This is a genomic window from Rhizobium sp. 01T444 (genome assembly GCF_056398305.1).
This window is the reverse complement of the sequence record NZ_JBFTPD010000004.1, coordinates 31375-56144: the sequence shown is the minus strand read 5'-3', so window position 1 is coordinate 56144 and position 24770 is coordinate 31375. Positions and strand designations below refer to the sequence as shown.

General features: G+C 59.2%; 20 protein-coding genes. 11 read left to right on the top strand and 9 right to left on the bottom strand.

Annotated elements, in window-relative coordinates; all coding sequences use genetic code 11:
* Nucleotides 1-4: 4 nt before the first annotated feature.
* From AC1DTN_RS08630 to AC1DTN_RS08605, 6 genes are read left to right on the top strand one after another with little or no spacing between them, the layout of a single operon-like run.
* Nucleotides 5-985: an ABC transporter permease gene (locus AC1DTN_RS08630; protein WP_477920441.1), complete on the top strand. Its 981-nt coding sequence runs from the start codon at nucleotides 5-7 to the stop codon at nucleotides 983-985.
* Entirely contained in the window at nucleotides 985-1887 is a 903-nt protein-coding gene (locus AC1DTN_RS08625; protein WP_037096740.1) for an ABC transporter permease, read from the top strand. The genes AC1DTN_RS08630 and AC1DTN_RS08625 overlap by 1 nt, the downstream gene beginning before the upstream one ends.
* Nucleotides 1884-2699, top strand: coding sequence for an ABC transporter ATP-binding protein (locus AC1DTN_RS08620; RefSeq protein ID WP_477920440.1), 816 nt, complete (start codon nucleotides 1884-1886; stop codon nucleotides 2697-2699). The genes AC1DTN_RS08625 and AC1DTN_RS08620 overlap by 4 nt, the downstream gene beginning before the upstream one ends.
* On the top strand, nucleotides 2696-3622 hold the full coding sequence (locus AC1DTN_RS08615; protein WP_477920439.1) for an ABC transporter ATP-binding protein: 927 nt from the start codon (nucleotides 2696-2698) through the stop codon (nucleotides 3620-3622). The genes AC1DTN_RS08620 and AC1DTN_RS08615 overlap by 4 nt, the downstream gene beginning before the upstream one ends.
* Nucleotides 3623-3635: 13 nt before the next feature.
* Complete coding sequence (locus AC1DTN_RS08610) at nucleotides 3636-4106, top strand: GNAT family N-acetyltransferase (protein ID WP_477920437.1); 471 nt, start codon at nucleotides 3636-3638, stop codon at nucleotides 4104-4106.
* A gap of 30 nt (nucleotides 4107-4136) precedes the next feature.
* Nucleotides 4137-6158: a beta-N-acetylhexosaminidase gene (locus AC1DTN_RS08605; RefSeq protein WP_442206685.1), complete on the top strand. Its 2022-nt coding sequence runs from the start codon at nucleotides 4137-4139 to the stop codon at nucleotides 6156-6158.
* A gap of 135 nt (nucleotides 6159-6293) precedes the next feature.
* Here the strand turns inward: AC1DTN_RS08605 and AC1DTN_RS08600 are convergent, their stop codons facing one another.
* Nucleotides 6294-6746: a winged helix-turn-helix transcriptional regulator gene (locus tag AC1DTN_RS08600; RefSeq protein WP_477920434.1), complete on the bottom strand. Its 453-nt coding sequence runs from the start codon at nucleotides 6744-6746 to the stop codon at nucleotides 6294-6296.
* Nucleotides 6747-6831: 85 nt separating this feature from the next.
* Between AC1DTN_RS08600 and AC1DTN_RS08595 the strand changes: the two genes are divergently transcribed.
* Complete coding sequence (locus AC1DTN_RS08595) at nucleotides 6832-7647, top strand: oxidoreductase (protein WP_477920433.1); 816 nt, start codon at nucleotides 6832-6834, stop codon at nucleotides 7645-7647.
* Between the two features lie 49 nt (nucleotides 7648-7696).
* On the top strand, nucleotides 7697-8698 hold the full coding sequence (locus AC1DTN_RS08590) for an NADP-dependent oxidoreductase (protein WP_477920431.1): 1002 nt from the start codon (nucleotides 7697-7699) through the stop codon (nucleotides 8696-8698).
* A gap of 212 nt (nucleotides 8699-8910) precedes the next feature.
* On the opposite strand, the gene AC1DTN_RS08585 is transcribed toward AC1DTN_RS08590, so the two are convergent.
* On the bottom strand, nucleotides 8911-9798 hold the full coding sequence (locus AC1DTN_RS08585; RefSeq protein WP_477920664.1) for a helix-turn-helix domain-containing protein: 888 nt from the start codon (nucleotides 9796-9798) through the stop codon (nucleotides 8911-8913).
* A gap of 130 nt (nucleotides 9799-9928) precedes the next feature.
* On the opposite strand from AC1DTN_RS08585, the gene AC1DTN_RS08580 reads away from it, so the two are divergent.
* A complete protein-coding gene (locus AC1DTN_RS08580; protein ID WP_477920429.1) occupies nucleotides 9929-10840 on the top strand; it encodes a DMT family transporter in 912 nt (303 codons plus the stop codon).
* 100 nt (nucleotides 10841-10940) lie between these two features.
* Here the strand turns inward: AC1DTN_RS08580 and AC1DTN_RS08575 are convergent, their stop codons facing one another.
* On the bottom strand, nucleotides 10941-12143 hold the full coding sequence (locus AC1DTN_RS08575; RefSeq protein ID WP_113320012.1) for an ROK family transcriptional regulator: 1203 nt from the start codon (nucleotides 12141-12143) through the stop codon (nucleotides 10941-10943).
* Nucleotides 12144-12440: 297 nt separating this feature from the next.
* On the opposite strand from AC1DTN_RS08575, the gene AC1DTN_RS08570 reads away from it, so the two are divergent.
* Nucleotides 12441-13355, top strand: a complete 915-nt coding sequence (locus AC1DTN_RS08570; protein WP_477920427.1) for a DMT family transporter — start codon at nucleotides 12441-12443, stop codon at nucleotides 13353-13355.
* On the opposite strand, the gene AC1DTN_RS08565 is transcribed toward AC1DTN_RS08570, so the two are convergent.
* Genes AC1DTN_RS08565 through AC1DTN_RS08540 form a run of 6 tightly spaced genes read right to left on the bottom strand, consistent with a single transcriptional unit; the run spans nucleotide 13352 to nucleotide 22545 of the window.
* Nucleotides 13352-14482 carry a glycosyltransferase family 2 protein gene (locus AC1DTN_RS08565; protein WP_477920425.1) on the bottom strand — a complete coding sequence of 377 codons (1131 nt, stop codon included), beginning with the start codon at nucleotides 14480-14482 and terminating at the stop codon, nucleotides 13352-13354. The two genes, AC1DTN_RS08570 and AC1DTN_RS08565, sit on opposite strands and share 4 nt — an antisense overlap.
* 10 nt (nucleotides 14483-14492) lie before the next feature.
* Nucleotides 14493-16235, bottom strand: a complete 1743-nt coding sequence (locus tag AC1DTN_RS08560) for an ABC transporter ATP-binding protein (protein ID WP_477920423.1) — start codon at nucleotides 16233-16235, stop codon at nucleotides 14493-14495.
* Complete coding sequence (locus tag AC1DTN_RS08555; RefSeq protein ID WP_477920421.1) at nucleotides 16232-17323, bottom strand: glycosyltransferase family 2 protein; 1092 nt, start codon at nucleotides 17321-17323, stop codon at nucleotides 16232-16234. The genes AC1DTN_RS08560 and AC1DTN_RS08555 overlap by 4 nt, the downstream gene beginning before the upstream one ends.
* A 6-nt stretch (nucleotides 17324-17329) precedes the next feature.
* Entirely contained in the window at nucleotides 17330-20341 is a 3012-nt protein-coding gene (locus tag AC1DTN_RS08550) for a glycosyltransferase (RefSeq protein ID WP_477920419.1), read from the bottom strand.
* Nucleotides 20335-21513 (bottom strand): glycosyltransferase family 2 protein, encoded by a 1179-nt coding sequence (locus AC1DTN_RS08545; protein WP_477920417.1) that lies wholly within the window; start codon nucleotides 21511-21513, stop codon nucleotides 20335-20337. Before AC1DTN_RS08545 ends, AC1DTN_RS08550 begins: the two co-directional genes overlap by 7 nt.
* Nucleotides 21514-21558: 45 nt before the next feature.
* The gene (locus AC1DTN_RS08540) at nucleotides 21559-22545 is read right to left on the bottom strand and encodes an NAD-dependent epimerase/dehydratase family protein (protein WP_477920415.1); all 987 of its coding nucleotides are present in this window, start codon (nucleotides 22543-22545) and stop codon (nucleotides 21559-21561) included.
* A gap of 658 nt (nucleotides 22546-23203) precedes the next feature.
* Between AC1DTN_RS08540 and AC1DTN_RS08535 the strand changes: the two genes are divergently transcribed.
* Nucleotides 23204-24730 carry an ABC transporter substrate-binding protein gene (locus AC1DTN_RS08535; RefSeq protein ID WP_477920413.1) on the top strand — a complete coding sequence of 509 codons (1527 nt, stop codon included), beginning with the start codon at nucleotides 23204-23206 and terminating at the stop codon, nucleotides 24728-24730.
* The last annotated feature ends 40 nt before the right edge of the window (nucleotides 24731-24770 follow it).

Here is a 24770-nt window from a genome sequence, read left to right as displayed (position 1 = left end):
GGATATGCGTGTTTCCGGACGGCGCCTCGGCGTCTATGCGGTCGCCCTGGCGTTCGCCATCGTGATGAATTTCATTCTTCCCCGGCTCATGCCGGGGACACCMGTCGATGCGATGGTCGCTCAGCTCGGCCCGCGGGCCACACCCGCAGCCGTCGAGGCGATCAAGGTTCGCTTCGGCGCCGTCGATCAGCCGATGCTTCTGCAATTCGTCGATTATCTGAAGGGGCTTGCGAGTTTCGATCTCGGCGTCTCGGTCAAATATTATCCCCAGACCGTCGTCCAGGTTCTCGCCCGCTCGACCATCTGGACCGTTTTCCTCGTCGTGACCGCCATCATCTTTTCGCTCTGCATCGGCGTCGTGCTTGGCGCGGTCTCAGCGTGGCGGCGCGGTGGCCGCTTCGACACGATCGTCTCGCCACTATCGGTCATCATGATTTCGGTTCCGCCTGTCATCATCGCGCTGACGACGCTTTTCGTCTTCGGCGTCTCGCTGCGCTGGTTTCCGGTCGGTTACGCCTATGACCCGAATCTCGATCCTGCGTTCAACTTCACCTTTGCCGGTAGCGTCTTCATGCATGCCATCCTGCCGGTACTGACGCTGTCGCCTTTCCTGATCGGTGAATTCCAGACGACCATGCGTTCGTCGATGATCTCGATCCTCGGCGAGGACTATGTAACGATGGCCCGCGCCAAGGGTCTCAGTCATCTTAACGTGATGTTCGGCTATGGCGCGCGCAACGCCATGCTTCCTGTCCTGACAAACCTTGCCCTCATGCTTGGCGCTGTTTTCGGCGGTTCGATCGTGACCGAGATCGTCTTCAATTATCCGGGGCTCGGCCTGACGCTCTATACGGCGAGCATTGCCCGCGATTATCCGGTCATCCAGGGGCAGCTGCTTCTGATGACGCTCGCAACGCTCGGGGCCAACTTCCTCGTCGACATCATTTACGGGTTTATCGACCCCCGACTGCGGGATGCTGTGTAATGGGCTTCACGCTGAGATCCATCCTTCGCCAGAAGAAGGCCGTCGCCGGCCTCATCATTGTAGTCGCTCTCTGGCTCATGGCGCTATCTGCACCGATCATTGCGCCCGGCGAACCCGGCGCCCGTGTCGGTCGCTCTCACCAGCCTCCGTCCATCGAGCATGTGCTCGGCACGACGAAGATGGGCCGCGACGTCTATCGCCAGTTCGTCTGGGGTGCGCGCAGTTCGCTCACCGTCGGTTTTGCAACGGGCATCGCAATCACCGTAATCGGCACCGCCATCGGCCTCGTCGCAGGCTATGTCGGCGGCAAGACGGATGCCGCCCTCGATCTCGCAACGAACGCGGTACTCGTTGTTCCGAACATGCCGCTCTTGATCCTGCTTGCTTCTTTTGCCGGCACGGTCGGGCCGATGACAATTATGACGATCATCGCGCTGACCTCGTGGCCATGGGGTGCCCGTATGACACGGTCGCAGACGATGGCGCTGCGCAATCGCGATTTCGTCACCGCATCGAAAATGATCGGCGAGCCCGCCTGGCGGATCATCTTCGTGGAGATCCTGCCGAACCTCACACCGCTGATCGGTATCAACCTTGTCGGCAGCATCATCTATGCGATCGTCGCGCAGACGACGCTCGAATATCTCGGATTCGGCGATCCGCTGAAAGTGTCCTGGGGCACCATGCTCTATAATGCCCAGAACGCTTCGGCGATCATGGTCGGCGCCTGGTGGGATGTCGGTGTCCCGGCGGTCGGCATTGCCGTGACGGGCCTTGGCCTCGCACTGCTCAATTTCACCTTCGACGAGATCGCCAATCCGCAGCTTCGCTCCGGGCCGGCGCTGTCGCGCTGGTTCCGCCTGACCCGAGCCCGCAACCGTCAACTGGAGGCCGGCCGATGAGCGACAATCTGCTGGAAATCGAAAAGCTCAACGTCGACTACCTGCTCGACAAGGGCGAGTTCCGCGCCGTCAAGGATGTGTCGTTCAGTATCGGTCGAGGCGAGATCTTCGGGCTGGCGGGCGAATCCGGCTGCGGCAAGAGCACCATCGCCTATGCCATCACGCGGCTTTCCAAGGCCCCGGCCTGGATCAGCGGCGGCAGCATCCGGATGGACGGGCAGGATCTTCTCAAAATGCCGGAGCGGGAGCTGCAGAGGATCCGCTGGAAGCGCATCGGCATGGTCTTTCAGAGCGCCATGAACTCGCTCAATCCTTTGATGCGCGTTGAGGCACAGTTCCACGATGTGCTCTACCGGCACACCGGCTGCTCGCGCCAGGAGTCACGGGCGCGCGGCGAGGAGATGTTCCGGCTCGTCGGCATACCGCCGCAGCGCATCAGCGATTATCCGCACCAGTTTTCCGGCGGCATGCGCCAGCGCATCGTCATCGCCATCTGCCTGGCGCTGAGGCCGGAGCTCATCATCATGGACGAGCCGACGACGGCACTCGATGTCGTCGTGCAGCGCGAGATCCTCGAACAGGTCGTCGATCTGCAGCGGACTTACGGTTTCTCGGTACTGTTCATCACCCACGACCTGCATCTGATGGCGCAGCTTTGCCAGCGTATCGGCATCATGCTGAAGGGCGAACTGGTCGAAGTCGGCGATGTCAGGCAGGTCAGCCAGGCGCCGCTGCACGACCATACGCGCAAGCTCTGGAACGCCATTCCCCAACTTCCGAGCAAGCCCCATCTTTCAGGAGCATTGGCATGAAGCCCGAGGCACATCCGTCCCCGGCCGGAGCCGTCATACGGCTTGAGGAGATCAGGCGCCAGTTCGGCCCGGTGCATGCGCTGAAGGACGTCTCCTTCTCGCTCTTTCCCGGCCGCGCGCTGGCACTTGTTGGCGAATCCGGCTGCGGCAAGACGACCTGCGCCCGCATCATCGCGCGTCTCGATCGGCCGACCGGCGGCAAGCTGTTCTTTCACGGGCAGGATCTGACCGCTCAGGGAACGGCAAAAGACGAGCGTCTCTATCGCAAGGACGTGCAGATGGTCTTTCAGGATCCGTTCTCGTCGCTCAACCCGGCCTTCACCGTCGGCCATCATCTTTCCCGGCCGCTGCAGCTTCACAGCCAGAACACGTCGCGGAGCGCCCTTGAGAATGGCATCACGGGATTGCTGGAAAGCGTCGGCCTTGACCCAGCACTCTCCAAACAGAAGTTTCCGCACGAACTCTCTGGCGGCCAGCGGCAGCGCGTCAACATTGCCCGGGCACTTGCGGTGTCGCCAAGCGTGCTTGTCGCTGACGAGCCGACCTCGATGCTCGATGTTTCCATCCGCAAGGATATTCTCGATCTGCTCGCCCGGGTGAAGCAGGAGAACGAACTGGCGATGCTCTATATCACCCATGACATCGCGACGGCGGCGCACGTGGCCGAGGAGATCGTCGTGATGTTTGCCGGTCAGATGGTCGAATGGGGCGACACCGAAACGGTGCTCTCCAGTCCGCGTCATCCCTATACCCAGTTGCTGCTCTCCGCAGTGCCTGACGGCGGACGGCCCTTCGTGACCGGCGGCAGCGCGCGCTTCCTCGAACAGGCAGAGCGCGTCCGGTCACTCAGCCGCCCGGAATCCACCGTGATCGAGCAGATCGGTCCCAATCATTTCATGCGCGCGCTCGGCGCGCCGAGCTAACAGGACGTCTTTCATGGATTATCTCGTCAACCTGTCGACCCTTCCGCAGGACACAAAGTCACCCGAGGCCATGGCAAAGGCAGGTGTCACCATCCGCCGGGCACTGCCGCCCGAACTGAAGCTGATTGTCCGCTGGATCGACGAGCATTTCGGCGAAGCCTGGGCAAGCGAGGCAACGGTTGCGATTACGCGCCAACCGCCGACCTGTTTCATCGCCACGCGCGAAGGCAAGCTTGTCGGCTTTTCCTGCCACGAGGCGACCGCGCCAGACTTCTTCGGACCGACCGGTGTCGACGAGAGCCTGCGCGGGCTTGGCATCGGCAGGGCGCTGCTCTTTGCCAGCCTCAATGACCTGAAAACCATGGGCTATGGCTACGCGATCATCGGGGATGTCGGCCCGTCCGCCTTCTACGAAAAAGCCGTCGGCGCAACTGCGATCCCCGATTCCGCTCCCGGCATCTATGCCGGCATGCTGAAGTCCTGATTTCGACAATACGAATAGAAAGAAACGATCATGTCCACACCGCGACCTCAGGCCCTGCGGCTCGAAACAGTCTGGAATCCGCCGGCCGAGGGCAAGGATTTTTCCTATGTCCTGCAGCTCAAGAACCTCAACGCCGAGCCGCTATCCGGCTTCTCACTCTGCGTCAGCGGCCCCGGGCGGGTCGATCCCGCCGGTCGCGTCGAGGGTGCGACGGTTTCAAAAAGGCTGTCAAATTTCACCGAATTTCATCCTCCGGAAGGCTTCGTTCTCGATAGGGGCGAGACCTGGACGATTTCCGTCCATGCATTGAGCTGGCAGTTCCGTCATTGGACGGATGGTGCAACGAGCGCCTATCTGGCCTTTGCCGACGGCAGCACAGTTTCGCTTGGGCTCGAGCCGACGCGGTCTTCCGCCAGCAATGCACCATTGAAGCGTGGCGCGGAGATCTTTCCGGTACCTGCCACTGTGCCCGTTCAGGTTTCAATCATTCCCTGGCCGAACCACGTCGCCGTCGGCTCGCGCCAGCCCTTGCCGGCCGGGTTTTCGCTGCAGGCCGACGATCCGGACGCAAAAGCGGCTGCCGACAGCTTCAAGGCGCTGGTCGACCATCTCTTCGCTGTCGAAGGCATCATCCGCACTGCCGCGGAAGGCGCTTCAAGCGTCAGCTTGAAGAAGACTGCCGGTTTCGGCCCCGAAGCCTATCGGCTGAGCTTCGAAGGCGAGGCGATCACCATCGAGGCGAGCAGTCGCGCCGGTTTTCTCTACGGCCTTGTGACGCTCGGGCAGATCTGGCGCGGTGCGCGCCTGCATCCGAGAACCTTCCAGTTCCCCGCCTCGGGCGAGATTGTGGATGAGCCGTCGATGGGCTGGCGCGGGCTGCATCTCGATGTTGCCCGCCAGTTCTATAGCGAGGCAGAAATCAAGAAGCTGATGGCGGTGCTAGCTTGGAACAAGCTCAACCGTTTCCATTGGCACCTCTCCGATGACGAAGCTTGGCGCGTCGAGATCGATGCCTATCCGGCACTGACCGAAATCGGTGCGTGGCGCGGTCACGGTCTTGCCCTGCCGCCGCTGCTCGGCTCCAGCCCGGCCCGCACCGGCGGCTACTATACCAAGGCTGCCATTCGCGAGATTGTCGCCTACGCACAAGGGTTCGGCATCGAAATCGTGCCGGAGATCGACATACCAGGCCATTGCTACGCCATGCTGCAGGCCGTACCGGAACTGCGCGATCCGCAAGAGGCCGGCAGCTACTATTCGGTTCAGGGCTTCCCGGACAATTGCATCAATCCCGCCCGAGAAAAGACCTATGAGGTCATCGAAACGATCTTTTCGGAACTCATCGAGCTTTTCCCCTTCAAGACCATCCACATCGGCGCCGACGAAGTGCCGCTCGGCGCATGGTCGGGCTCGCCGGAGGCGCTCTTGGAGCTGCGTTCCCTCGCCGGTGATGAGGTTGCCGATGCGCATGCCAAGCGCCTGAACGTCATCACCAATACGCATGGCGCTGATGATATCCATGGTTCGGGTGCGGCCTTCCTGCAGGCAGAGTTCCTGAAGCGCATTCAGAACTTCCTCGCCTCCAAGGGCTGCATTACCGGCGGCTGGGAAGAAGCGGCGCATGGCGACGTCATCGACAAATCGAAGAGCTATCTTTGCAGCTGGCGTAATGTCGAAGTCGCGGCCGAACTTGCCAATCGTGGCTATGAGATCGTCGTCTGCCCGGGGCAGGTCTATTATCTCGACATGGCGCTGCGGCCCGACTGGGATGAGCCGGGCGCCAGTTGGGCCGGCACGTCGGATGCTGAGAAGATCTATACGTTCGACCCGGTCGGCGGCTGGACGGAAACCCAAAAGCAGAAACTTCGCGGCATTCAGGCCTGCATCTGGTCCGAACCGATGACCGATCGCGCCGTCTTCGATCGGCTGGTCTTTCCTCGCCTGTCCGCGCTTGCCGAAACGGGCTGGACGAAACCGTCGTCCAAGTCGTGGGAGCGTTTCAGGGCGCTCGCTGGGCTGATGCCGCTGCTCTACGGGCTGCAGCAGTCGTAAGCTCGGGTTAGGATTGAGGATCATTTTTGCCATCACCGGAGACGGTGATGGCAATGGATACGGACATTGCTCTCAAGCTGCGAGCTTGAGCGTCGCAGACCCACCGAAGCAAGCCTGCGTCGGCAGTCAGTCCTGTTAATCCTGCGGTGGAGCGGCGCATCCGGGTTCGGCAATGCGAATGGGGCGGGTTCCAACAGGAGCGCCGGTTGCGCGATCGATGGTGACGGGATCGATCTCGGTTCCGGTTTCAGCATCGAAGAAGCGGGTGACTTCGCCGCCGCCGCGGTGCTTGCGGCCCCATGCGCCGATCGCAAACAGAACTGGTAAAAAGTCGCGGCCGGCCTCTGTCAGCACATATTCGTCGCGCGGCGGGCGCTCGGAATAGCGACGTTTTTCCAGCAGCCCTTCCTCCGTCAGCGATGACAGCCGCCCCGTCAGCATCGTCGGGGCAATGCCGAGGCTTTTTCGAAAATCATCAAAACGGGTCAACCCGGCATGGGCGTCGCGCATGATCAGCATGCTCCACGCATCGCCCACGAGCGCCAGGCTGCGGGCGATAAGGCAGGGCTGATCCGAGAGTTTTTTCATGTCGATATCTTTTTAGTAGTGACTTGCTATCAATTTAATAGTAACAGAATGCGCATCGATGTTCCATGACAAAACGAAGGCAGAGATGAGCAAGAGAGAACGCGGCATTGCCCTGGTCACCGGGGCGTCCTCCGGCATCGGGCTGGTGACGGCGAAAGCGCTGCGGCGCGACGGTTACCGTGTGTTCGGCACCAGCCGAAGGTCGATGCCCGATACCGCCGACGGGATCACGATGCTGATCTGCGATGTCATCGACGATCAATCCGTGCAGGGCGTCGTTGACGAGGTTCTGAGCCGGGCAGGGCGGATCGATCTTCTCGTCAACAATGCCGGGATCGGCCTGCTTGGTGGCGCCGAGGAATCGACGACGGCACAGGCGAAATCCGTATTCGACGTCAACGTCTTCGGCACCATACGGATGACGAATGCGGTACTGCCGGTGATGCGGCGGCAACGCAGCGGCCGGATCGTCAACCTGAGCTCGATCCTCGGGCTGATCCCGGCGCCCTTCAACGCGCTGTACGCAGCGACCAAGCACGCGGTCGAAGGCTACTCGGAATCCCTCGACCACGAAGTGCGCACGCAAGGCATCCGTGTGGTGCTCGTCGAACCGGGCGTCACCCGTACCTCCTTCGAGGAGAACATCACGCGGCCGGACCGTCCGCTTGCCATCTATGATGCGGTACGCGCCGACGCCGAAAAGCTGATGCGCGAAATCGTCTCGAAGGGCGATGCACCCGAGGTGGTGGCCGCAACTGTCGTCCGAGCCGCCAATGCGCCATCGCCAAAGAGACGCTACACGGCCGGAAAAGCCGCCGGACAGGTGCGCTTTATCCGCCGCTTTCTGCCCGAGTCCTTCGTCGACAGGAACCTCAGGAAATTCAACAAGCTTCCCGACTGAGCCTGCCTTGTCGCTGTGTCGGCTCACCACAGAAACGAAAGTTCGTCCAATGAAAGCATTTCTGATCGATCGCTACAAGAAAGGCGGCGCCCTCAGGCTCGGCGACAGCCCCGAACCGCAACTGCATGAAAACGACGTGATGGTCGAGATCCATGCCGTCAGCGTGAACCTGCTGGATGCCAAGATCCGGGACGGGGAATTCAAGCTCATTCTGCCCTATCGGCTTCCGCTGGTGCTCGGCAATGATGTCGCGGGCGTCGTGGTCCGGGTCGGGGCGAATGTCCGGCAGTTCAAGCCGGGCGACGAGGTTTACGCGCGGCCTGGCCAGGATCGCATCGGGACGTTCGCCGAGTATATCGCCATCGATGCGGCCGATGTCGCACTGAAGCCCGCCAATCTCAACATGGAAGAGGCCGCGTCGATTCCGCTGGTGGCGCTGACCGCATGGCAGGTTCTGGTCGAGCGTGCCAAACTGCAGAAGGGACAGAGGATACTGATCCATGCGGGCTCCGGCGGCGTCGGCACGGTTGCCATCCAGCTTGCCAAACATCTCGGCGCCCATGTTGCGACGACCACGAGCACGGCAAACATCGATCTGGTGAAAAGCCTCGGCGCCGACGTGGTGGTCGATTACAAGAAGGACGACTTCGAAAAGGTGCTGAAGGGCTATGACGTCGTGCTGAACAGCCTCGGCAAGGATACGCTGGAAAAGTCGCTCGCCGTCCTGAAGCCGGGCGGCAGGCTGATCTCGATATCAGGTCCGCCCGATCCCGATTTCGCCAAGGAGAACGGCTCGGGCTGGCTGCTGCAGCAAGTCATGCGCCTTTTGAGCTTCGGCATTAGGCGAAAAGCAAAACGCCGGGGGATCGGCTATTCTTTCCTCTTCATGACCGCAAACGGCGCTCAGCTCGGCAAGATCACCTCGCTGATAGAGACAGGCGCCATTCGCCCCGTCATCGATCGGGTCTTCCCGTTCGAGAAAACCAACGAGGCGCTGGACTATGTGGAAACGGGCCGCGCGAAAGGCAAGGTCGTCATCGCGGTGAAGTGAGGTCTGGAAGGCCGAAGAGCGCTCGGTTTAGCCGAGCGGCTTTTGCAGGCGTCGAGGCGCGGATTGGTTTCGGAAAAGAGAAGTGCGCAGGCATCCGCGTCGATAGCTATGGGTACCCGGCCGAAAACAGCGGAAGTACCAGCGCCGGCGTTATCCGTCAGAGATCAAGGCTGCCGTCTCGCCACAACGAACACTTGTCAAGCGAAGGGACTTCACTGTCGTTGCCGGTAGGCAGAGGGTGTGACGCCTGTGCCCAGCTTAAATGCCCGTGTCATGTGGCTCTGGCTGCTGAAACCGCAGGCCGAAGCGATCTGCACGATTGGGTCCGTGCCGCACAGCAACGATTTGGCGCGCTCGACACGCCGGTGGGCCACCCAGCCATGCGGGGACACACCATAACTTGCTCGGAACATCCGCTGAAAATGAAAGGCGCTGAGCTGCCCGATCGCCGCCAGATCCTGCAAGCGGATTGCCTCATCGAGATGGGCCTCGATATACTCCAGACTCCGGCGCCGCACATGAGGAGCGAGCCCGCCGCTGATCGTGCAGGGACGCATCCCTCCATAACGCGGATCAACGAAGAAATCGTTGATCGTCTGTGTCATCGCTTCTTCAGCCTGCAGATGGCTGCCCGCCACCATCGCTTTCGTCATCTGAAGAAGCGTACGCGCCAAGGCGGGTGCATCTGCGAAGGTCACTTCGGGAAGGGCCATAAGCCGAGCATCGCGGTCAAACGTCTCCGCAAACATCCGGCGCATCTGATCATCGGGAACATACAGATGGACGAATTGGGAGAAGTCGGAGATTTCCCATTCGGACGAGTGCTCCTGTGGCATGATGCACAGGACTCCCGGCCGGCCGCGCGCGGCGGGGCTGCCATCCAGGCGACGCGTTCCCGCGCCACCCCTCAGATAAAGACTGAACGTATGACCGTTCGGCCGCTGATAGCTCATCCTGTCGTGTGCATTGCTCCAGATGGCAGCTGATCGCCCGAACCCCAAATCGATAGACTGTGACATCCGCGCAGTGGGAGATGCGGACAAAAACCTGAAAACCGAGGGGTGATTATATTTCACCAATTCTTCCCCACACCTGACCATGCCGTGTGAATAATACCGGCGGACGACCCGCATGGCGAGCCGGAAGTCCGGGCAGATCGATTTCATAGCAAGAATCTGCAAGAGGCCTGCTCACGGTTCGCCTATCGGTCGGGAAAACGAGGATCACTCCATGGCAAATGCCGCTCTCTTCATCGCGACCGTCCTTATACGGGGGACGACATGGATCGCCATTGCGATGCAGGTCGGCCCCGTGTCGGTCTTGGTCTCGGTCTTTTACAGATTTGCGGTCGCAGCGATGATCCTCGTCACCATCCTGGCCGTCATGCGGCGGCTCAAGCTCCCCGCCTTGCGCGATCAGCCTTTCATTCTTGCGCAAGCGCTCTGCCTGTTCAGCCTCAATTTCATCTGCTTCTACAACGCAGCCGCCTCTATCCCGTCCGGACTGATCTCCGTGATCTTCTCGCTCGCAACGATCTACAATGCCGTCAATGCACGCCTCTTCTTTGGCGACCGCATTACAGGCCGCACGCTTCTCGCAGCCGCGCTCGGAGCAACCGGCCTTCTCCTCCTTTTCGGGCAGGATGTTGTCGTCGATTTCGATATGGGCACGTTGAAAGGGATCGGGCTCGCGGCGCTTGGCACGCTGTTCTTCTCGCTGGGCAACATGGCATCGCGTCGAAACAGCGCGGCCGGAATCTCACCGCTGACCGCCAATGCCTGGGGCATGACCTATGGCGCGATCATCCTCCTCTTCCTCATTGCCGTGACGAAAACGCCGATCGTGGCGCCGCCCAACATCACTTATCTTGCCGCACTGCTCTATCTCGCGGCGATCGGATCGGTGATCGGCTTCACCACCTATCTCATGCTGGTGTCGCGCATCGGCTCCTCACGCGCTGCCTATGCCACCGTCCTGTTCCCAATCGTCGCCCTGTCGCTATCGACTGTTTTCGAGGGTTACCACTGGAGCGGTCTAGGCCTCATCGGCCTGGCGCTGACACTTCTCGGGAACGTGGTCATCTTTGCGCGACCTCTGGCCCGTCGTCCGCACCAAGCCGATGCGAGGCCGTCTGCCTCCTGAGGGCGCCGATAGGGCGGTCATCGATACTTTCGATGACCGCTGCGTAAACATCTTCTTTTCGATCGGAGCTGTGGCGGCGACCTGACCAATGAGCCTCGGCTCAGCCGAGCGGCTTTTGCAGAACGTCGAAGCGCGGATTGGTTTCGGAAAATATCGGCAGGGCGGCGGCGCCGAGAATTGCCGTATCCTTGCCGGTCATGCCGATCATGACGCGAGGAATGGTCCGCTTCTGGTTGGGGTCGATCGGAATGTGCAGCGGCTCCAGCCGCTCGGCGAGCCGCTGCATCAGCGATGTCGATATGCTGCCCCCAAGCACGATGGTCTGCGGATCAAAGGCCAGTTCCAGAAAATCGACGGTCTGCCGCAGCGGCTGGACGGCCTGGTCCAGCCAGGCATCCAGACCTTCGCCGCCTTTGGCGATCAGCGCATCGAGTTCATCTGGCAAAAGCTCTTCAGCATTCGCAATGCCCATGAATTCATATGCGACAGTCGGCGACACGTAACGATCGAGGCACCCGCGCTTGCCGCAGCTGCAGAGCCGGCCATGCGGCTCGACGATGATGTGGCCAATCTCGCCGGCATTCTGCCGGCTGCCTTTGTAGAGGTGCCCATCGAGAAACATGCCGGCGCCGATGCCGCCGCCGCCGGCAAGAAAAAGATAGACGAAGCTGCTGAAGCCGCGGGCAACACCATGCAGGCGCTCGCCGATGGCAGCCGCGGTTGCGTCATTCTCGACAAGCACCGGCACCTTGACGCGCCGTTCCAGCTCATAGCCGACTGGGAAGTCCTGCCAACCGGGCAGGTTCTGCGGGCTGAGCGACGTGACCCCTCCCTCCGCATAGCGGCCGGGTAAGGCCATGCCGACACCGAGCAGCCTGTTGCGATCGAAGGAGAAAGCTTGCTGCAGATCCTCGACAATAGAACCGAGGACAGGCATCGCCTGTTCGGGATCGGGATGTTCGACATGACGCTCGATGCGTGCACAGACAGCGCCCGAGAGATCGGTGAGCACGCCACTGGCACGCTGGCGGCCAAGTTCGAGGCCGATGGAATAGGCCCCGTGCGGGTTGATCGAGTAGGGAATGATCGGCTGGCCACGCGCAAGCTTCTGCGCTTTCGCTGGCACGAGCAGGTGAGAACGCTGCAATTCCTCGACGATGTTCGAGACCGTCTGCGCCGTCAGCGCGGTCATACGGGCGATCGCGGCGCGCGACAGCGGACCGTTGGTACGGATAGCCTCAATCACGACACGCCTGTTGTGTGACTTGGCCTGCTCGAGATTGGTGCCTGAAATCGCTTTCATGATGTCTTTATGGAGGTTGAGTATCACCATTGCCACAAGACGACCAAGTGGGGAAGGGGAGAAGTGTGCAGTCTTTTCAATGTGATCGCTCCGACAATTGATACCGATTGTTTCGCCGGTTCTTAAAGTATCACTTTAACGGCTGTGTCGCGGAGATCGATGCTGTTGACGGCGCCGGACAGATGTCGAATTCCCCGGCGTGATAGGAGATCGGTGATGAAAATCGCCTGCCAGCAATCGATGGCGCCAGGATGAAGTTCTATGGCAGAAGGAAAGCCTAACCAATTGGGACGAATCATGAATTTGCGCRTCAGCCGCACCGCGGAAAACACGGTATTCTTCGGCGTGCTGCTGATGCTTTTCGGCGATTTCCTGTTTTCGCTCAACGACGCCATGGGCAAATGGCTGGTGGCGAGCTTCGCGGTCGGTCAGGTCCTGGTGATCCGTTCGCTCGGCTCCTTTCTGATCCTTGCGCCGATGATTGCCAGGCAAGGACCTCGCTCGCTATTTCAGGTCGAGCGTGTGCCCCTGCAGATCCTGCGGGTGATCCTGACGACAGGGGATGTCGCGTTTTTCTATGCCGCGGTCGCCTACCTTCCGCTCGCCGACGTCATGACCTTCTACATGGCCGGCCCCATCTATGTAGCCGCCCTTTCGCACTTCTTCCTCGGCGAAACGATCGGCTGGCGCCGCTGGCTCGCCGTCATCATAGGCTTTATCGGCGTCGTGATAGCGCTGAGACCCTCGACGGCGATGTTATCCTGGCCGTCGATCTTGGGCCTGATCGGCAGCCTTTCCTTCGCGCTGACGCTGATCCTCGGCCGTCGGCTGCGACAAACAGGTGACGCCACGCTTGTGACATGGCAGACGGTCGGTGCCCTCGTCACCGGTCTAATCCTAAGCGTGGGCGACTGGCGGGCCATGTCCGCCCTCGACTTCGTCGCGATGCTGGCGCTAGGCATCGTCGCGGGGAGCGCCCATATGATGATCACGCGCGCGCTGAAGCTTGCCCCGGCCTCCCTGCTTGCGCCGCTTCAATACAGCCTGCTGCTCTGGGCAATCGTGCTTGGCTATGTTTTCTTCGGCGAGCTGCCGGACAGCCAGATTCTGGCAGGCTCCGTCATCATCGTTCTCGCAGGCCTCTTCATTTTCCATCGCAAGAACATCGTGGACGTCACGCCCAAAGCCGACGTTCCACCCGATGGCCATTAGGGGTCACACGATCTTGTGTTGATTTCACCGTTGGGGAAGTCTACCCGCTCATCGCTCATCCTGGTATCCACCGCAGTCAGTCGCCTCAGATGACGTCGTGAGGACGGGGTCTCTTCCGCGCCTTCAACAGGCGAAAGGATGATTTGTTCGTCGAATTTCGATCTGTTCAACATACCATGCGCCATTCCTGGCATGGGAGCATGGCGCTGCTTCATGACAAGCAGGATGGCTTGCCTTACGAGACTGAGCATAAAACGCGGGTTTTGAAAAATCCGCCAAGCGGTTACCATTGACAGGTGCAAATTCCCCGCCTTTCTGTACTGCCGGAATGCATATTTTTGAGTAAGCGCGATAGCGCTTCTGGCTGCGTATCTCGGAAGCTGCGGATTTGCGGCGATCGAGCGCTTGATTACTTCCAGAAGACCTTGAGCCATTCGCGTGTAATTGGACGACATGTTGCCGGGATATTTTCTGTATCCCACCAGGCGTTCGGGAACGACTTCCATGCAATAACGCGCGGCGAGCCTGAGTTCGAAATCGACGTCTTCGCAGCCTCCAATACCTGCTGCTGCGTATGAGCTATCAAACCCACCGATCTCAAGCGCAACGTCCCGTCGCACGAGAAGCGCGCTTCCGTTACCTATATATTTGAAATTCAGATGCCGGGCATAGATATAGCCCCTTGCGATTTTGGATCCGCCGAGCCCAATGATCTCGTCATCCTGATCGATAATATAATGCAGCACATAGACCGCGGCCCATTGTGGGGATAAGCGACTGAGAGCGTTGACCTGCTTCTCGATTTTCGTCGGGTGCCAGAGATCGTCGGCGTCGAGGAATGCTACAAATCGACCTGATGATGCGTCGATTCCAGTATTCCTTGCGGCAGCGACACCGCGGTTTGGTGTGGACAGGAGGCGGATGCGTGAATCCGTCATCGCTATCTGCTCGACAAGTTGGGCCGTGTCATCCGTGGAGCCGTCATTGACAACAATGATCTCCAGGGCGGTATAGGTCTGGCGTACAGCGGATCGAAGCGTGCGCTCAATATACGCGGAAGCGTTGAAGGCCGGAATGACCACCGAAACGAAAGGCTGGGTGGAATAAAAAGCATCTCCTCGATCCATTGATTATTCCTTATACCGCTGGCGGGACGAGACAGATCTGATGCTTCATCAGGCTGGCAACGGACGATCTATGGCTGACGATAATCAGTGTTCGGCTCTGATATTCCCTAAGCAGAAGGGAAAGCACCCGCGCCTCGGTCGCTTCGTCAATCGCGTTGGTGGCTTCGTCGAGGAGCAGTATCTCGGGCCGGCCGGCGAGTGCGCGTGCCAGGCCGATGCGCTGCCGCTGGCCGCCCGAAAGCCTTATTGCCTCATCGCCCAGCCATTCATCGAAGCCAGAAGGCAGTTTCTCGATGAACTCAGTCGCGCAAGCCACATCTGCAGCCCAGCGGACATCTTCCTCGGTAATTTCGCGGCGGAACCGGATGTTGTCGAGGACCGTTCCTTCCATCAATTCGACGTCCTGGCCCGAGACTGAGAATAGTCGCAGCCAGCTCGATCGTTCGATGGTTGAAAGATCCCTGCCGTCGAAGGTTATGCGCCCCTCACTCGGCTGGATGAGATCGAGCAGCATGTTGAGGATGGTTGTCTTGCCGGAGCCGCTTGGCCCGGTCAGCGCGGTCGTCTCTCCTGTCCTGATGGAGAAGCTGGCTCGGCTGACGGCAGGAACGCTGCTGCCTTCATATGAGAAGGAGACATCATGGAAAGCGATTTCCTTCTGCAGATGTTTGAGTTTTTCTCCGCAGGCGACCTGTCTGACATCGTCCGCCTCGGAAATTATCGCCAGCACGTTCTGTAGAGGTGCCTCCAGGGCATGCAGGCCAAGGATCTGGGAATCAAACTCCTTGATATACGGTTGAAGCCTGTAAAGAAGAATGGTCGCCGACAATGCTGCTCGGAAGTCTACCGGCAGAAATTGCGAAGACAGGATAATCGTCAGGATAACCCCGAATGTCAGCACCTCGCTCAAAAGCGAGGTTGCCGCACTCATCCGGTCGGAATGGGACCAGGTTTTCCCGACATCCGTGGAAAGCGCATCGAAAATGCTTTCGTGGCGCTTTTCCAGGCCGAAGCTTTTCACAGCCTTTAAGGTCTGCAGCGTGGTCCAGGTTAGTTGTGTCAGGTCCTCCACTGCCGAAATGGCGGCCGCGCCTGTACGCCGATAGGCGTCGGCAAACAGGCCGAGGGTCAGATTATGGACAACGCCGAAAATAAGCCCGAGCACGGCGATCGGCCATGCCATCACGAGCATTCCGGCACCGAAGATGACGATGGTCCCGAGATTGATACCAAGGCGAACCAGGCTCGCGTGAGCCGAAGCGACCGCATAGGATTCCGTCGCGATGACATTCATGAGGTCGCTGCGTTCGTAATGCTGAAAGCGCTGAAATGGGATCGTCAGGATTTTTGAATAAAGACGATGCCGAATGCTGCCACTGATTTGATGGCTGACGGTGCTCGCGATGATCGAATTGGCGAAACCCAGAACGATCCTGAGGATGATCGCGCAGATCAGGATGGTGACCAGCATCGATTTCGATATCGCGGTTTCAAACCCACCGAAAAATGCAGGAAGTCCGGTGATTGCAGGACTGGAAGAGGAGCCCTGCTGGCCGAGAACAAAAACGAGGCTCACCAGGAAGGTGATCCCGACCATTTCCATCAGACCGCTCAGGATCCCGACCACGACCATCACCGACGTCTTGAGCCGAAGCGACGGCACGAGTTTCAGAAGCTCGCGGAAGCGGGCTGCGACGATCATATTGAAGGCGCCTGTCGGCTTGGCGGAAACGGATTTTTGCAGTGTCATCATGCACCACCTCCGCGCGGTTCCATGAACACGCCAGTCTGTCCAACAGCCGCCGCTTCAAAACGGTCACGGAATGACGAGCCATTCTCGGGGAAAGCGATGACTGTCATTGCTTCCCGCATCGGCGCGGCAGGCCGCTTTCCGGTCACGCGTCCCGACAATCGATTTGCCAATCGTCGTCCGCGGCCTTTGACTGAGCGCCAGACAAGACCGGCACCATGAATGGCGAGCCTTAGAGGGAAGCGCCCAGCCATCATCGGCGCCAGCTTTCTGACCTGATCATGGTCTTTGCTGGAAAGCGCCTTGTGGAAATACCACCGTGCCGTATCGAATTCCGCGGTAGTGGCGGCGGCGGCAAGATGCGGGTGGCGTTTTTTGACCTCTGCCATCACCAGGGCGTGAGATCTCAGCATGCGACAGGCATTGCTCGACATGTTTCCCTGAGTAAAACGATATCCCGTCAGAAAATCAGGGACCGGGGCGAAAGGCAGCCTTTCGGCCAGCGCCATATAGAGCTTCTGATCTTCGCATCCCTCCGCCTTCTGATCGCGCAGTGACGGATCGTAGCCGCCACATGCCAGGACATCCGCACGCGGCATGAGCGGCGTGCTGCCGTTACCGATAAAATTCTCCCGAACCATGATTTCGAAGACGTCGCCCTTGTACAGCACAGGGTTTGAATGGGCGAAAATCACGTCATTCACATCGATGGCCGCGTACCAGTTGTAGGCGACCCCATGCCCTTCGGGGAGGCTTGCGAGCGCTCGGAGCTGCAATTCGATTTTGCGGGGATGCCAGAGATCATCGGCATCGATCGGGGCAATATAGCTGCCGGTCGCTTCGCGGATTGCCAGGTTGCGGGCGCGAGCCACGCCGCCGTTTTCTTGTCTCAGGACCCTGATGCGTGAATCTTGAAGGCGACATTCGTTTGCCAGTTCGTAAGTTCCGTCCTCAGAACCATCGTCGACCACGAGAATTTCGAGGCATTCATGGGTCTGGTTCGATACGCTGCGAAGTGTATTCGCGAGTGTTTTCGCAGCGTTGTAGGCAGGAATAACAACCGTGACCAAGGGGAGCGAATCGACGTTCATGGTTTGCTATCCAATGAAGGCGTCGGGTTGGCTCATCAGCTCGGCGAAGGCCTGGAGAGGACGGTCCCCGCGAACTTCGAGGCGTGGCAGGGATAAGGGGTGGTCCGAGAAGCTCGTCCTCGCGGGTTTTGTTGAAAAGCCGATCTCGTAACCGGCTTGAGCAAGAATGCCAGGAACGCGGAAATCGGTGGAACCGAAGGGAAGGGCGATGGACATCACGGCCTCGCCCAACCGGCTTTCCAGCGCATCGCGCGAAAGGACCGCTTCGCCCATCAATGTAGCATTGTCCAGCGAACTTGCCGGCCTGTGAGAGGCAAGATGGGACCCGAAACGGATTCCTTGTCGGTGCAAGCTCTGGATATCGGCCCAGGACATCAGCGGTGCCGTATCCCCGTAACCGGCATCCCAATCCGACCTGCCGCCCACCTTATCCGTTACCACGAAGACGTCTGCGCTGAACCCGCTTTCAGCCAGGATCGGGAAGGCATCGGTGAGAAAATCGAGATAGGCATCGTCAAAGGTCAGAACGACGGGTCGCCCCTGGATGGGCTTGCCCTCACGCAACAGGTTGGTCAGGCTCTCGGCCGTCAGCGCATAATAGCCCTGCCGCCGGAGGAACTGCATCTGTTTACGGAAGGCTTCCGGTGCGACCCGAAAGCGATGGAGCGAGGCCGGTCCGTCGAGTGCGATTCTGTGATACATGAGCACCGGAACCGAGGTGACGACCTCATTCGTCCTTGCGGTCTCGCTATCGACGCCGGCGGGCCCCCAGATAATGTATTTGGCGACGTTCGCATCGAGCGGTACACCATGGGGCTCGATATGCACGACTGGTATTGCCGCATTGCGCTTTGCGAACCGATGAATGGCATAAAGCTCCGTCTCGATCGTTTCTTCCAGAACGAGATCGGGCAGGGTTGACAGGACCTTCCTGATCGTGCCCATGCCAAAGGGATTGTTCCAGTCGAAACCGGTTCTGCCGGGCTCGTCGCGCCGGAGATGGGCGTGGGCCGTGACAAGATAGCCGCCCGGTTTCAAGGCGGCCGCGATTTTCCGGCATACCTGCTCCAGGCTTGCCTCGTCGTCTATGAAGTAGAGGACCTCAGAACAGATGATCAGATCCTGTTCGGGCGGAAGTTCGTTTTCGACGAAATCCAGGACGCGAAGCTCCACGTTTGGAAGGTCGCGGCATCTCTCGGCTGCCCTTTCCACAGCGCGGCTGGAAATGTCCGCAGCCATCACGAAGCCGACCTTTTGCGCAAGCTTTGCCGTGAACAGCCCTTCCGCGCAGGCAAGCTCCAGGGCTTTTTCGACCCCATCCGGAATGAGGCTCAGCGTCTGCTCGTATTTGACCTGTTCGTATACCGAGACATAGTTCCAGGGATCCGGGCGCTCGAAAAAACGTTCCCAATATTCCTTTTTCGTCGTTGCCTCAGGCAGGGCCGTTTGTTCGCCTCTCGCTTCAGAGGACTCGTCGGTCCTCGCGACGACAGGGGTGGCAAGCCGTTGCTGATAGTCGGATTCCGTCTCCAGCAAGCATGCGTCATTATTCCCTCGTCTTCTAGCTGCAGTTTCGACGAGCGCGGTCAGATGTACCTTTTTGACGAGATGTTTGATCTGCCGCCTTCGCCCGCTGCGCTGTCGCACAATTTTGCCGAAAGCCCTCATATTGCGAACGGCTCCGGCCGTCCAGGAGCGGGCATAGGAGAACGTTAAAGGTGTGGGTAACCGATCTTCGGCCTGCAATTCATCGATAATGAGGCGAACTTGAGTGCGAACCGAGAGATCTCCCCACAAGGGGCCGACATGCGATCCGATATATAGCCCTCTAGCAAAGACGTGCAGCAGCAGCGTATCGGCCCCATCAATCTTGGTGATCCAGGCGAGCTTGTCGATGTCGATGGCAGCCACCTGCAGATGGCCGAGCGCGAAGGAGCGAGACATGTCGGGTGCCGAGATTGACCAGACAACGAGCTCTTCCACCCGGCGCCCGGTTCCGGGCAGGGAGTGCCGCTCTAGCAATTGTACGAGATCGAGGAATGCCGGCTTCCAACGCTCCAGCAAATCGACGAGATCGGCCGGGCGCGCTGCTTTCAGGCCAATCTGCAATCCGTGCAATATCACTTCAGTCAGGAAATTCTCATAGCCGGAAGCGTTGGGAAATTCGGGCAGAAGCTCTGCAAGCGCGGCAAGTTCGTCTCCCGCACAGAGGTTGACTGAGGTGGCCCAGGCGAGCATTCGCAATTGACCGAGCGCAGGCGCCGTCCATCGGGCGTCCTCATCATCCGGCGACAGCCCCTCTTTCAGGTGCAGCGCTTGCGCCCTGCTGGTGACGCGGACTGCATCCCTCAGCATTTTCAGCGGATCACCCGAGAGAGAGCCGCTCTTCATGCGATAAAAGGCAAGGCACCCTTCGACCTGCCGGAACGAAACTCCTGCAAATGCCATGCGGAGCCAGAGATCCCATTCCTCGCAAGTCTGCAGTTCGACATCCAGACCGCCCAGCCGGATGAAAAGGTCTCTCGGAAAGACCACTGTATGAATGGCCAGGGCACAGAAGGACGAGAATTCCCGCTTTGCCTTGTCGCCTGCGAGATCGGGAGGTATTTCGACACCCAGCATCCGGCCGTTCGGCGTGACACGGCGATGGCTGCAATAAGCAATGATCGGTTGCTGGCCATCGGCGGCAACCGGCAGCATGCTTTGGATGAAAACAGGGTCCAGCCAGTCGTCCGCATCAAGCATGCAGAGCAGGGGAGCGGTCGCAAACCCGGCGGCTGCGTTACGTGCTGCGGATGCGCCGGCATTCGGCTGACGGTGGATGAGGATCCGGCTGTCGGCTTTCGCAAAGCCTTCGAGCACTTTCCAGGTATCGTCTTTCGAACCGTCATCGACGACCACCGCCTGCCAGTTCGACACCGACTGTTTTTGCAAGCTGCCCAAGCAGTCGGCCAGAGTTTCTGCCGCGTTGTAGGCGGGGATAAGGAACGATATGTCCGGCTTTGATGCGGTTACCATGCCGGCATCTTCCAGCGGCGAAGGACATACCAGACACCGTTCAGGCATCCCAGTATTTCCTCCTTCAGAAAGAAGTTGTCCGAGGTTGCTCCCCTCGGCAGCCGTTTCCTCAACTTTCGAAGATAATACCGGGGCAGGGCTAAGAGGATGCGCCGCAGATTGCCTCGGTTTCCGGTATTCTGGTACTGGATCAGCAGGGCCGCCACATGGCCGCTCATATATTGGCGAATCTGCTTGGCGAGCCCCTTCATCTCCTTGCGATGGAAATGCCAGGAAACCGCGGTCGGCTCGTAGCGACAGGTGCCGCCGTGATGGAGAAGTCGATTCCAGAATTCGGAATCGCCCGAACACCCTGCCGCACCCATATCCAGCCGCACGTCGAACAATCCGATATCGTCGAATACCTGGCGGCGGAATGCCTGGCTTGCGCCCGCGCCGATCAGCCAGGCAGGCGCCCCGTATGGTACGCTCTGGCGATAGAAGTCTTGACCGAAGTCCTGACGTTTATAGCCTCTGCCAAATCCCCAATGGATCTCGAATATCAGTTGCGCGGGCGTGGAGAGCTCTCCGGGAAGGATAAGGCCGGTAACGCATCCAATCTCGGGCCTGTCAAAGGCCTTCATCAGGTTCTTCAGCCAATGTTCATGCAGCACCACGTCATCATCCGTGAACGCCAGGAACTCGGTCTTTGCCGCGCGCACGGCGGCATTGCGGGCATAGTCCAGCCCGACCCTATTCTCGCGCACATAGGTCGCGCCGGCCGCCTCCACCACGCGGCGCGTTCCATCACCGGCTGAGGCGTTGTCGACGACGATTACCTCAACAGGAGGCAGGGACTGCCTGGGGATTGACGCGAGACATCTGGCCAGTTCGTCCGGCCGATCCTTGGTGCAGATCAGGAGGCTGACGTCGCGGTTCCTGATCGGCGCCTGCATCACATTCCGAGCGTGTTCGATGCTCTCCGGCGACACGGCGCGCGCAGCCAGGGCGCCAGGGTTTTCTGACCCCTCGATATAGGCCTGACCGACGGGAAGGCCTGCGGAGACGAAGACGACGAGCCCGGCGCCGATCGCCGGGGCATTCGCACCAACGTCATCCGACGAAAGATCGAGGTATCGGATGGGCACGGGAAAGACGTTGTCTTTCATGTCACGCGGTATGGCGTCACTCATTATTACACTCTGCGCCAGATGCCGGGGAACTGTTCAGCGTCCTGCCTAGGCCAGCCGGCGGGAGCCCGCCTGGGCAGCCTCTGTCGCATTTATTTTCATCTCCTGCCTGAACCATTCCAGAGTCTTTGCAACGCCTTCCTCATAGCTGATCGCGCACGACCATTCGGGCATCACGTAGTTCGCATTCCTCAGATCTGGCCGTCTGTTTGTCGGATCGTGCGGCGGCGAAGGCTCGAAGACGATCGGAATCCCGCCCATCAGGCGCGAGACATACTGAGCCACTTCCAGGACTGAGATCTCCCGATCGTTCCCGACGTTAAGCGGACCCCTGTAATCCGTTTCGTTCATCCAGAAGTAGCGTGCAAAGCCATCAATGATGTCATCGACGTAACCCCAGCTTCGGGACTGCAGGCCATCCCCGAACACAGTAATGGGGCGGCCGGTCAGGGCCTGGGCGACGAAGTTAGAGACGGCTCGGCCGTCGTCCGGCCGCGTCCTCGGTCCGTATACGTTGAAGGGCCGAACGATTTTAAGGTCCAGACCCTGCGTGCGCTGCATTTCGAACAGCAAGGACTCGGTGCAGCGTTTGCTTTCGTCATAGGACGAACGTGGCCCAGTGCAATCGACCTGGCCCTTATAAGACTCAGGCTGCGGCGAGACGAGCGGATCGCCGTAGACTTCTGAGGAAGAGGTGAAACAGAAGCGGCCTCCTTTTTTCAGAAGGTCCAGAAGACGAAAGGCTCCAATGAGATTTGCCGAGATAGTTCTCTTGGGTTCTTTCATGTACCACGGCGGCGAGGCCGGGGAGGCAAGGTGGTATACTTCGTCAAACTTGTCCGAAGTCTGAAGCTCTTCCACGTCGGACTGCACGAAATGGAAGCGGGGATCCTGGATGTGGGAAATATTCGCCTCACGGCCAGTCCAAAGATTGTCAACAACAACCAGCTTTTCGATGTCGGTGCGATTTAAAAGCCTATCGCACAAATGTGATCCGAGAAAACCAGCTCCGCCTGCTACAAGCACTTTCTTCATGACTTCTCCAGCAGATGACATATTTCGTTTTTCTGGAATTTAAAGTTCAGAACTTTGATTGTTCAGTTCGGCGAGTGGCGGTTACTTTGGATTTTTGCAACGCCTCTATAGAAAATCGATGCGCCAAGAATGATCTCCATCCATGCACCGTTTTAGAGAAGGATACTGATGTCCGCCTTCGGCGCACCTCAATGTCCTCGATAAAAAGCAACACAATCGCGTTCTAGCTTTTTTGCGCGCTGGCCAACACGGACTTAAGTCCGACATGGCCTACCTTCCTCTGAGTGAATGCCGAAACGCTTAAAGAGCGAGATGGATGCGCGACCCGCGGTCATTTAATTCCAGATTGCGCCTCCATAAGATCAAGGCGCGACGCCAAGATCGGGCCTGTTGTTGGCGACGAGCGGCCGCACAAATCTCCCATGAACTCAATCGTCTTGGGCTACGGCTCGAGCAGATCAAGCGCGTTGCACGCAATGGCGGACTCGCCTGCGCCGTTGCGAAACAGCATGAAATTGCGACGATTACGGTTCCGCCCGCGCGCCTGTTCATTTTTGCCGCTGGAGCCGCTTTCCCGATTGACAGGACCACTTCCGTCGCTATTCTATTATAAAAACTGACATAACATAATTGTGGAATATTAAACCGGGAGCATGAAATGAAGACACTTGTCGCATTCCTTCTCGGCACTGCGCTGGTCGCATTGCCGACAACTTTGCTGGCCCAGGAAAAGGGTGGTGTTATCAACGTCGCAACGATCGGCGAGCCGCCGACGCTTGACCCGATGTCCTCGACTGCCGACCTCGTCGGCATCGTCACGCAGCATATTTTCGAAACACTTTACACCTTCGACAAGAAGTGGAATGTCACGCCGCTTCTGGCTGAAAGCTTGCCTGAGATCAGCGCCGACGGTAGGACCTACACGATCAAGCTGCGCACCGGCATCAAGTTTCACGATAACTCCGACATGACGTCTGAAGACGTCGTCGCCTCGCTGGGCCGTTGGACGAAGATCGCCTCGCGTGGCAAACAGGTCGCAGGCTTTATCGACTCCATCACCGCCGTCGATCCGGCGACCGTCAAGATCACGCTGAAGCAGCCTTATGCGCCATTGACCTCGCTGCTCGCTTTCAACAACTCCGCCGCCATCATCATCCCCGCTGAAAAGCAGGATGAACCGATGAAGGAATTCATCGGTACCGGCCCCTATATGCTGAAGGAGCGCAAGGCGGATCAGTATATCCAGCTCGTCCGCTTCGATGGCTACAAGTCGCGCGATGGCGAGAGCGACGGTTACGGCGGCGCGCGCCACCAGTATCTCGACGAAATCCGCTTCGTACCGGTTCCGGATGCAAACACCCGCGTCGAGGCCGCCGTTTCCGGCCAGTATGATTATGTCGACTCGATCCCGGTCGAATCCTTCGACAAGCTGAAGGCATCGAGCGCGTCGCAGCCGGTCATCCTGAAGCCATTCGGCTATCCGGTCTTCGTCTTCAACACGAAGGAAGGCCTTGCCAAGAATGTCGAGGTTCGCAAAGCAATCCGCCAGGCGCTCAGCATGGAGGACATGCTCGCCGCCGCCTTCGGCAGCACGGATTTCTACACGCTCGACGGCGACATCTATCCCAAGCCGTATGTCTGGAATACCGATGCAGGCGTCGAAGGCAATTACAACGTTGCCGATCCAGAAGGCGCCGCCGAAGCGGCCAAGAAGGCCGGCTACAATGGCGAGCCGATCCGCATTCTGACCAGCCGCCAGTACGAATTCCATTACAAGATGGCGCAGGTTGCGGCCGAATATCTGAAGACAGCCGGCTTTGCCGTCGACCTGCAGGTCGTCGACTGGGCAACGCTGACACAGCGCCGCACCGATCCGAAGCTCTGGGACATCTACATCACCCACAGCCCCTTCCTGCCGGAACCGGCGCTGATCGGGTCGCTGTCTCCAAGCTCGCCCGGTTGGTGGGATACGCCGGCGCGCAAGACCGTCGTCGATGCCTTCACTTCCGAGGTCGATCCGCAGAAGCGCGTGGCACTTTGGGCCGACGTCCAGAAGGCCATGTATGACGAGTTGCCCTACATGAAGATCGGTGATTTCAACGCCGTCTCGGCAAAATCGACCAAGCTCGAAGGCGTCGATCCGGCTCCGTGGCCGTATTTCTGGAATGCATCTGTCAAAAAGTAACGCTCCATCGAAGGATACCGGTGCGCTTGCGCCGGTATCC

What these genes read in the sequence shown, in the direction of transcription:
- AC1DTN_RS08625 (WP_037096740.1), top strand. Translation starts at nt 985, where the DNA reads ATGGGCTTCACGCTGAGATCCATCCTTCGCCAGAAGAAGGCCGTCGCC.
- AC1DTN_RS08620 (WP_477920440.1), top strand. Translation starts at nt 1,884, where the DNA reads ATGAGCGACAATCTGCTGGAAATCGAAAAGCTCAACGTCGACTACCTG.
- AC1DTN_RS08615 (WP_477920439.1), top strand. Translation starts at nt 2,696, where the DNA reads ATGAAGCCCGAGGCACATCCGTCCCCGGCCGGAGCCGTCATACGGCTT.
- AC1DTN_RS08610 (WP_477920437.1), top strand. Translation starts at nt 3,636, where the DNA reads ATGGATTATCTCGTCAACCTGTCGACCCTTCCGCAGGACACAAAGTCA.
- AC1DTN_RS08605 (WP_442206685.1), top strand. Translation starts at nt 4,137, where the DNA reads ATGTCCACACCGCGACCTCAGGCCCTGCGGCTCGAAACAGTCTGGAAT.
- AC1DTN_RS08600 (WP_477920434.1), bottom strand. Translation starts at nt 6,746, where the DNA reads ATGAAAAAACTCTCGGATCAGCCCTGCCTTATCGCCCGCAGCCTGGCG.
- AC1DTN_RS08595 (WP_477920433.1), top strand. Translation starts at nt 6,832, where the DNA reads ATGAGCAAGAGAGAACGCGGCATTGCCCTGGTCACCGGGGCGTCCTCC.
- AC1DTN_RS08590 (WP_477920431.1), top strand. Translation starts at nt 7,697, where the DNA reads ATGAAAGCATTTCTGATCGATCGCTACAAGAAAGGCGGCGCCCTCAGG.
- AC1DTN_RS08585 (WP_477920664.1), bottom strand. Translation starts at nt 9,798, where the DNA reads ATGGTCAGGTGTGGGGAAGAATTGGTGAAATATAATCACCCCTCGGTT.
- AC1DTN_RS08580 (WP_477920429.1), top strand. Translation starts at nt 9,929, where the DNA reads ATGGCAAATGCCGCTCTCTTCATCGCGACCGTCCTTATACGGGGGACG.
- AC1DTN_RS08575 (WP_113320012.1), bottom strand. Translation starts at nt 12,143, where the DNA reads ATGAAAGCGATTTCAGGCACCAATCTCGAGCAGGCCAAGTCACACAAC.
- AC1DTN_RS08565 (WP_477920425.1), bottom strand. Translation starts at nt 14,482, where the DNA reads ATGGATCGAGGAGATGCTTTTTATTCCACCCAGCCTTTCGTTTCGGTG.
- AC1DTN_RS08560 (WP_477920423.1), bottom strand. Translation starts at nt 16,235, where the DNA reads ATGATGACACTGCAAAAATCCGTTTCCGCCAAGCCGACAGGCGCCTTC.
- AC1DTN_RS08555 (WP_477920421.1), bottom strand. Translation starts at nt 17,323, where the DNA reads ATGAACGTCGATTCGCTCCCCTTGGTCACGGTTGTTATTCCTGCCTAC.
- AC1DTN_RS08550 (WP_477920419.1), bottom strand. Translation starts at nt 20,341, where the DNA reads ATGGTAACCGCATCAAAGCCGGACATATCGTTCCTTATCCCCGCCTAC.
- AC1DTN_RS08545 (WP_477920417.1), bottom strand. Translation starts at nt 21,513, where the DNA reads ATGAGTGACGCCATACCGCGTGACATGAAAGACAACGTCTTTCCCGTG.
- AC1DTN_RS08540 (WP_477920415.1), bottom strand. Translation starts at nt 22,545, where the DNA reads ATGAAGAAAGTGCTTGTAGCAGGCGGAGCTGGTTTTCTCGGATCACAT.
- AC1DTN_RS08535 (WP_477920413.1), top strand. Translation starts at nt 23,204, where the DNA reads ATGAAGACACTTGTCGCATTCCTTCTCGGCACTGCGCTGGTCGCATTG.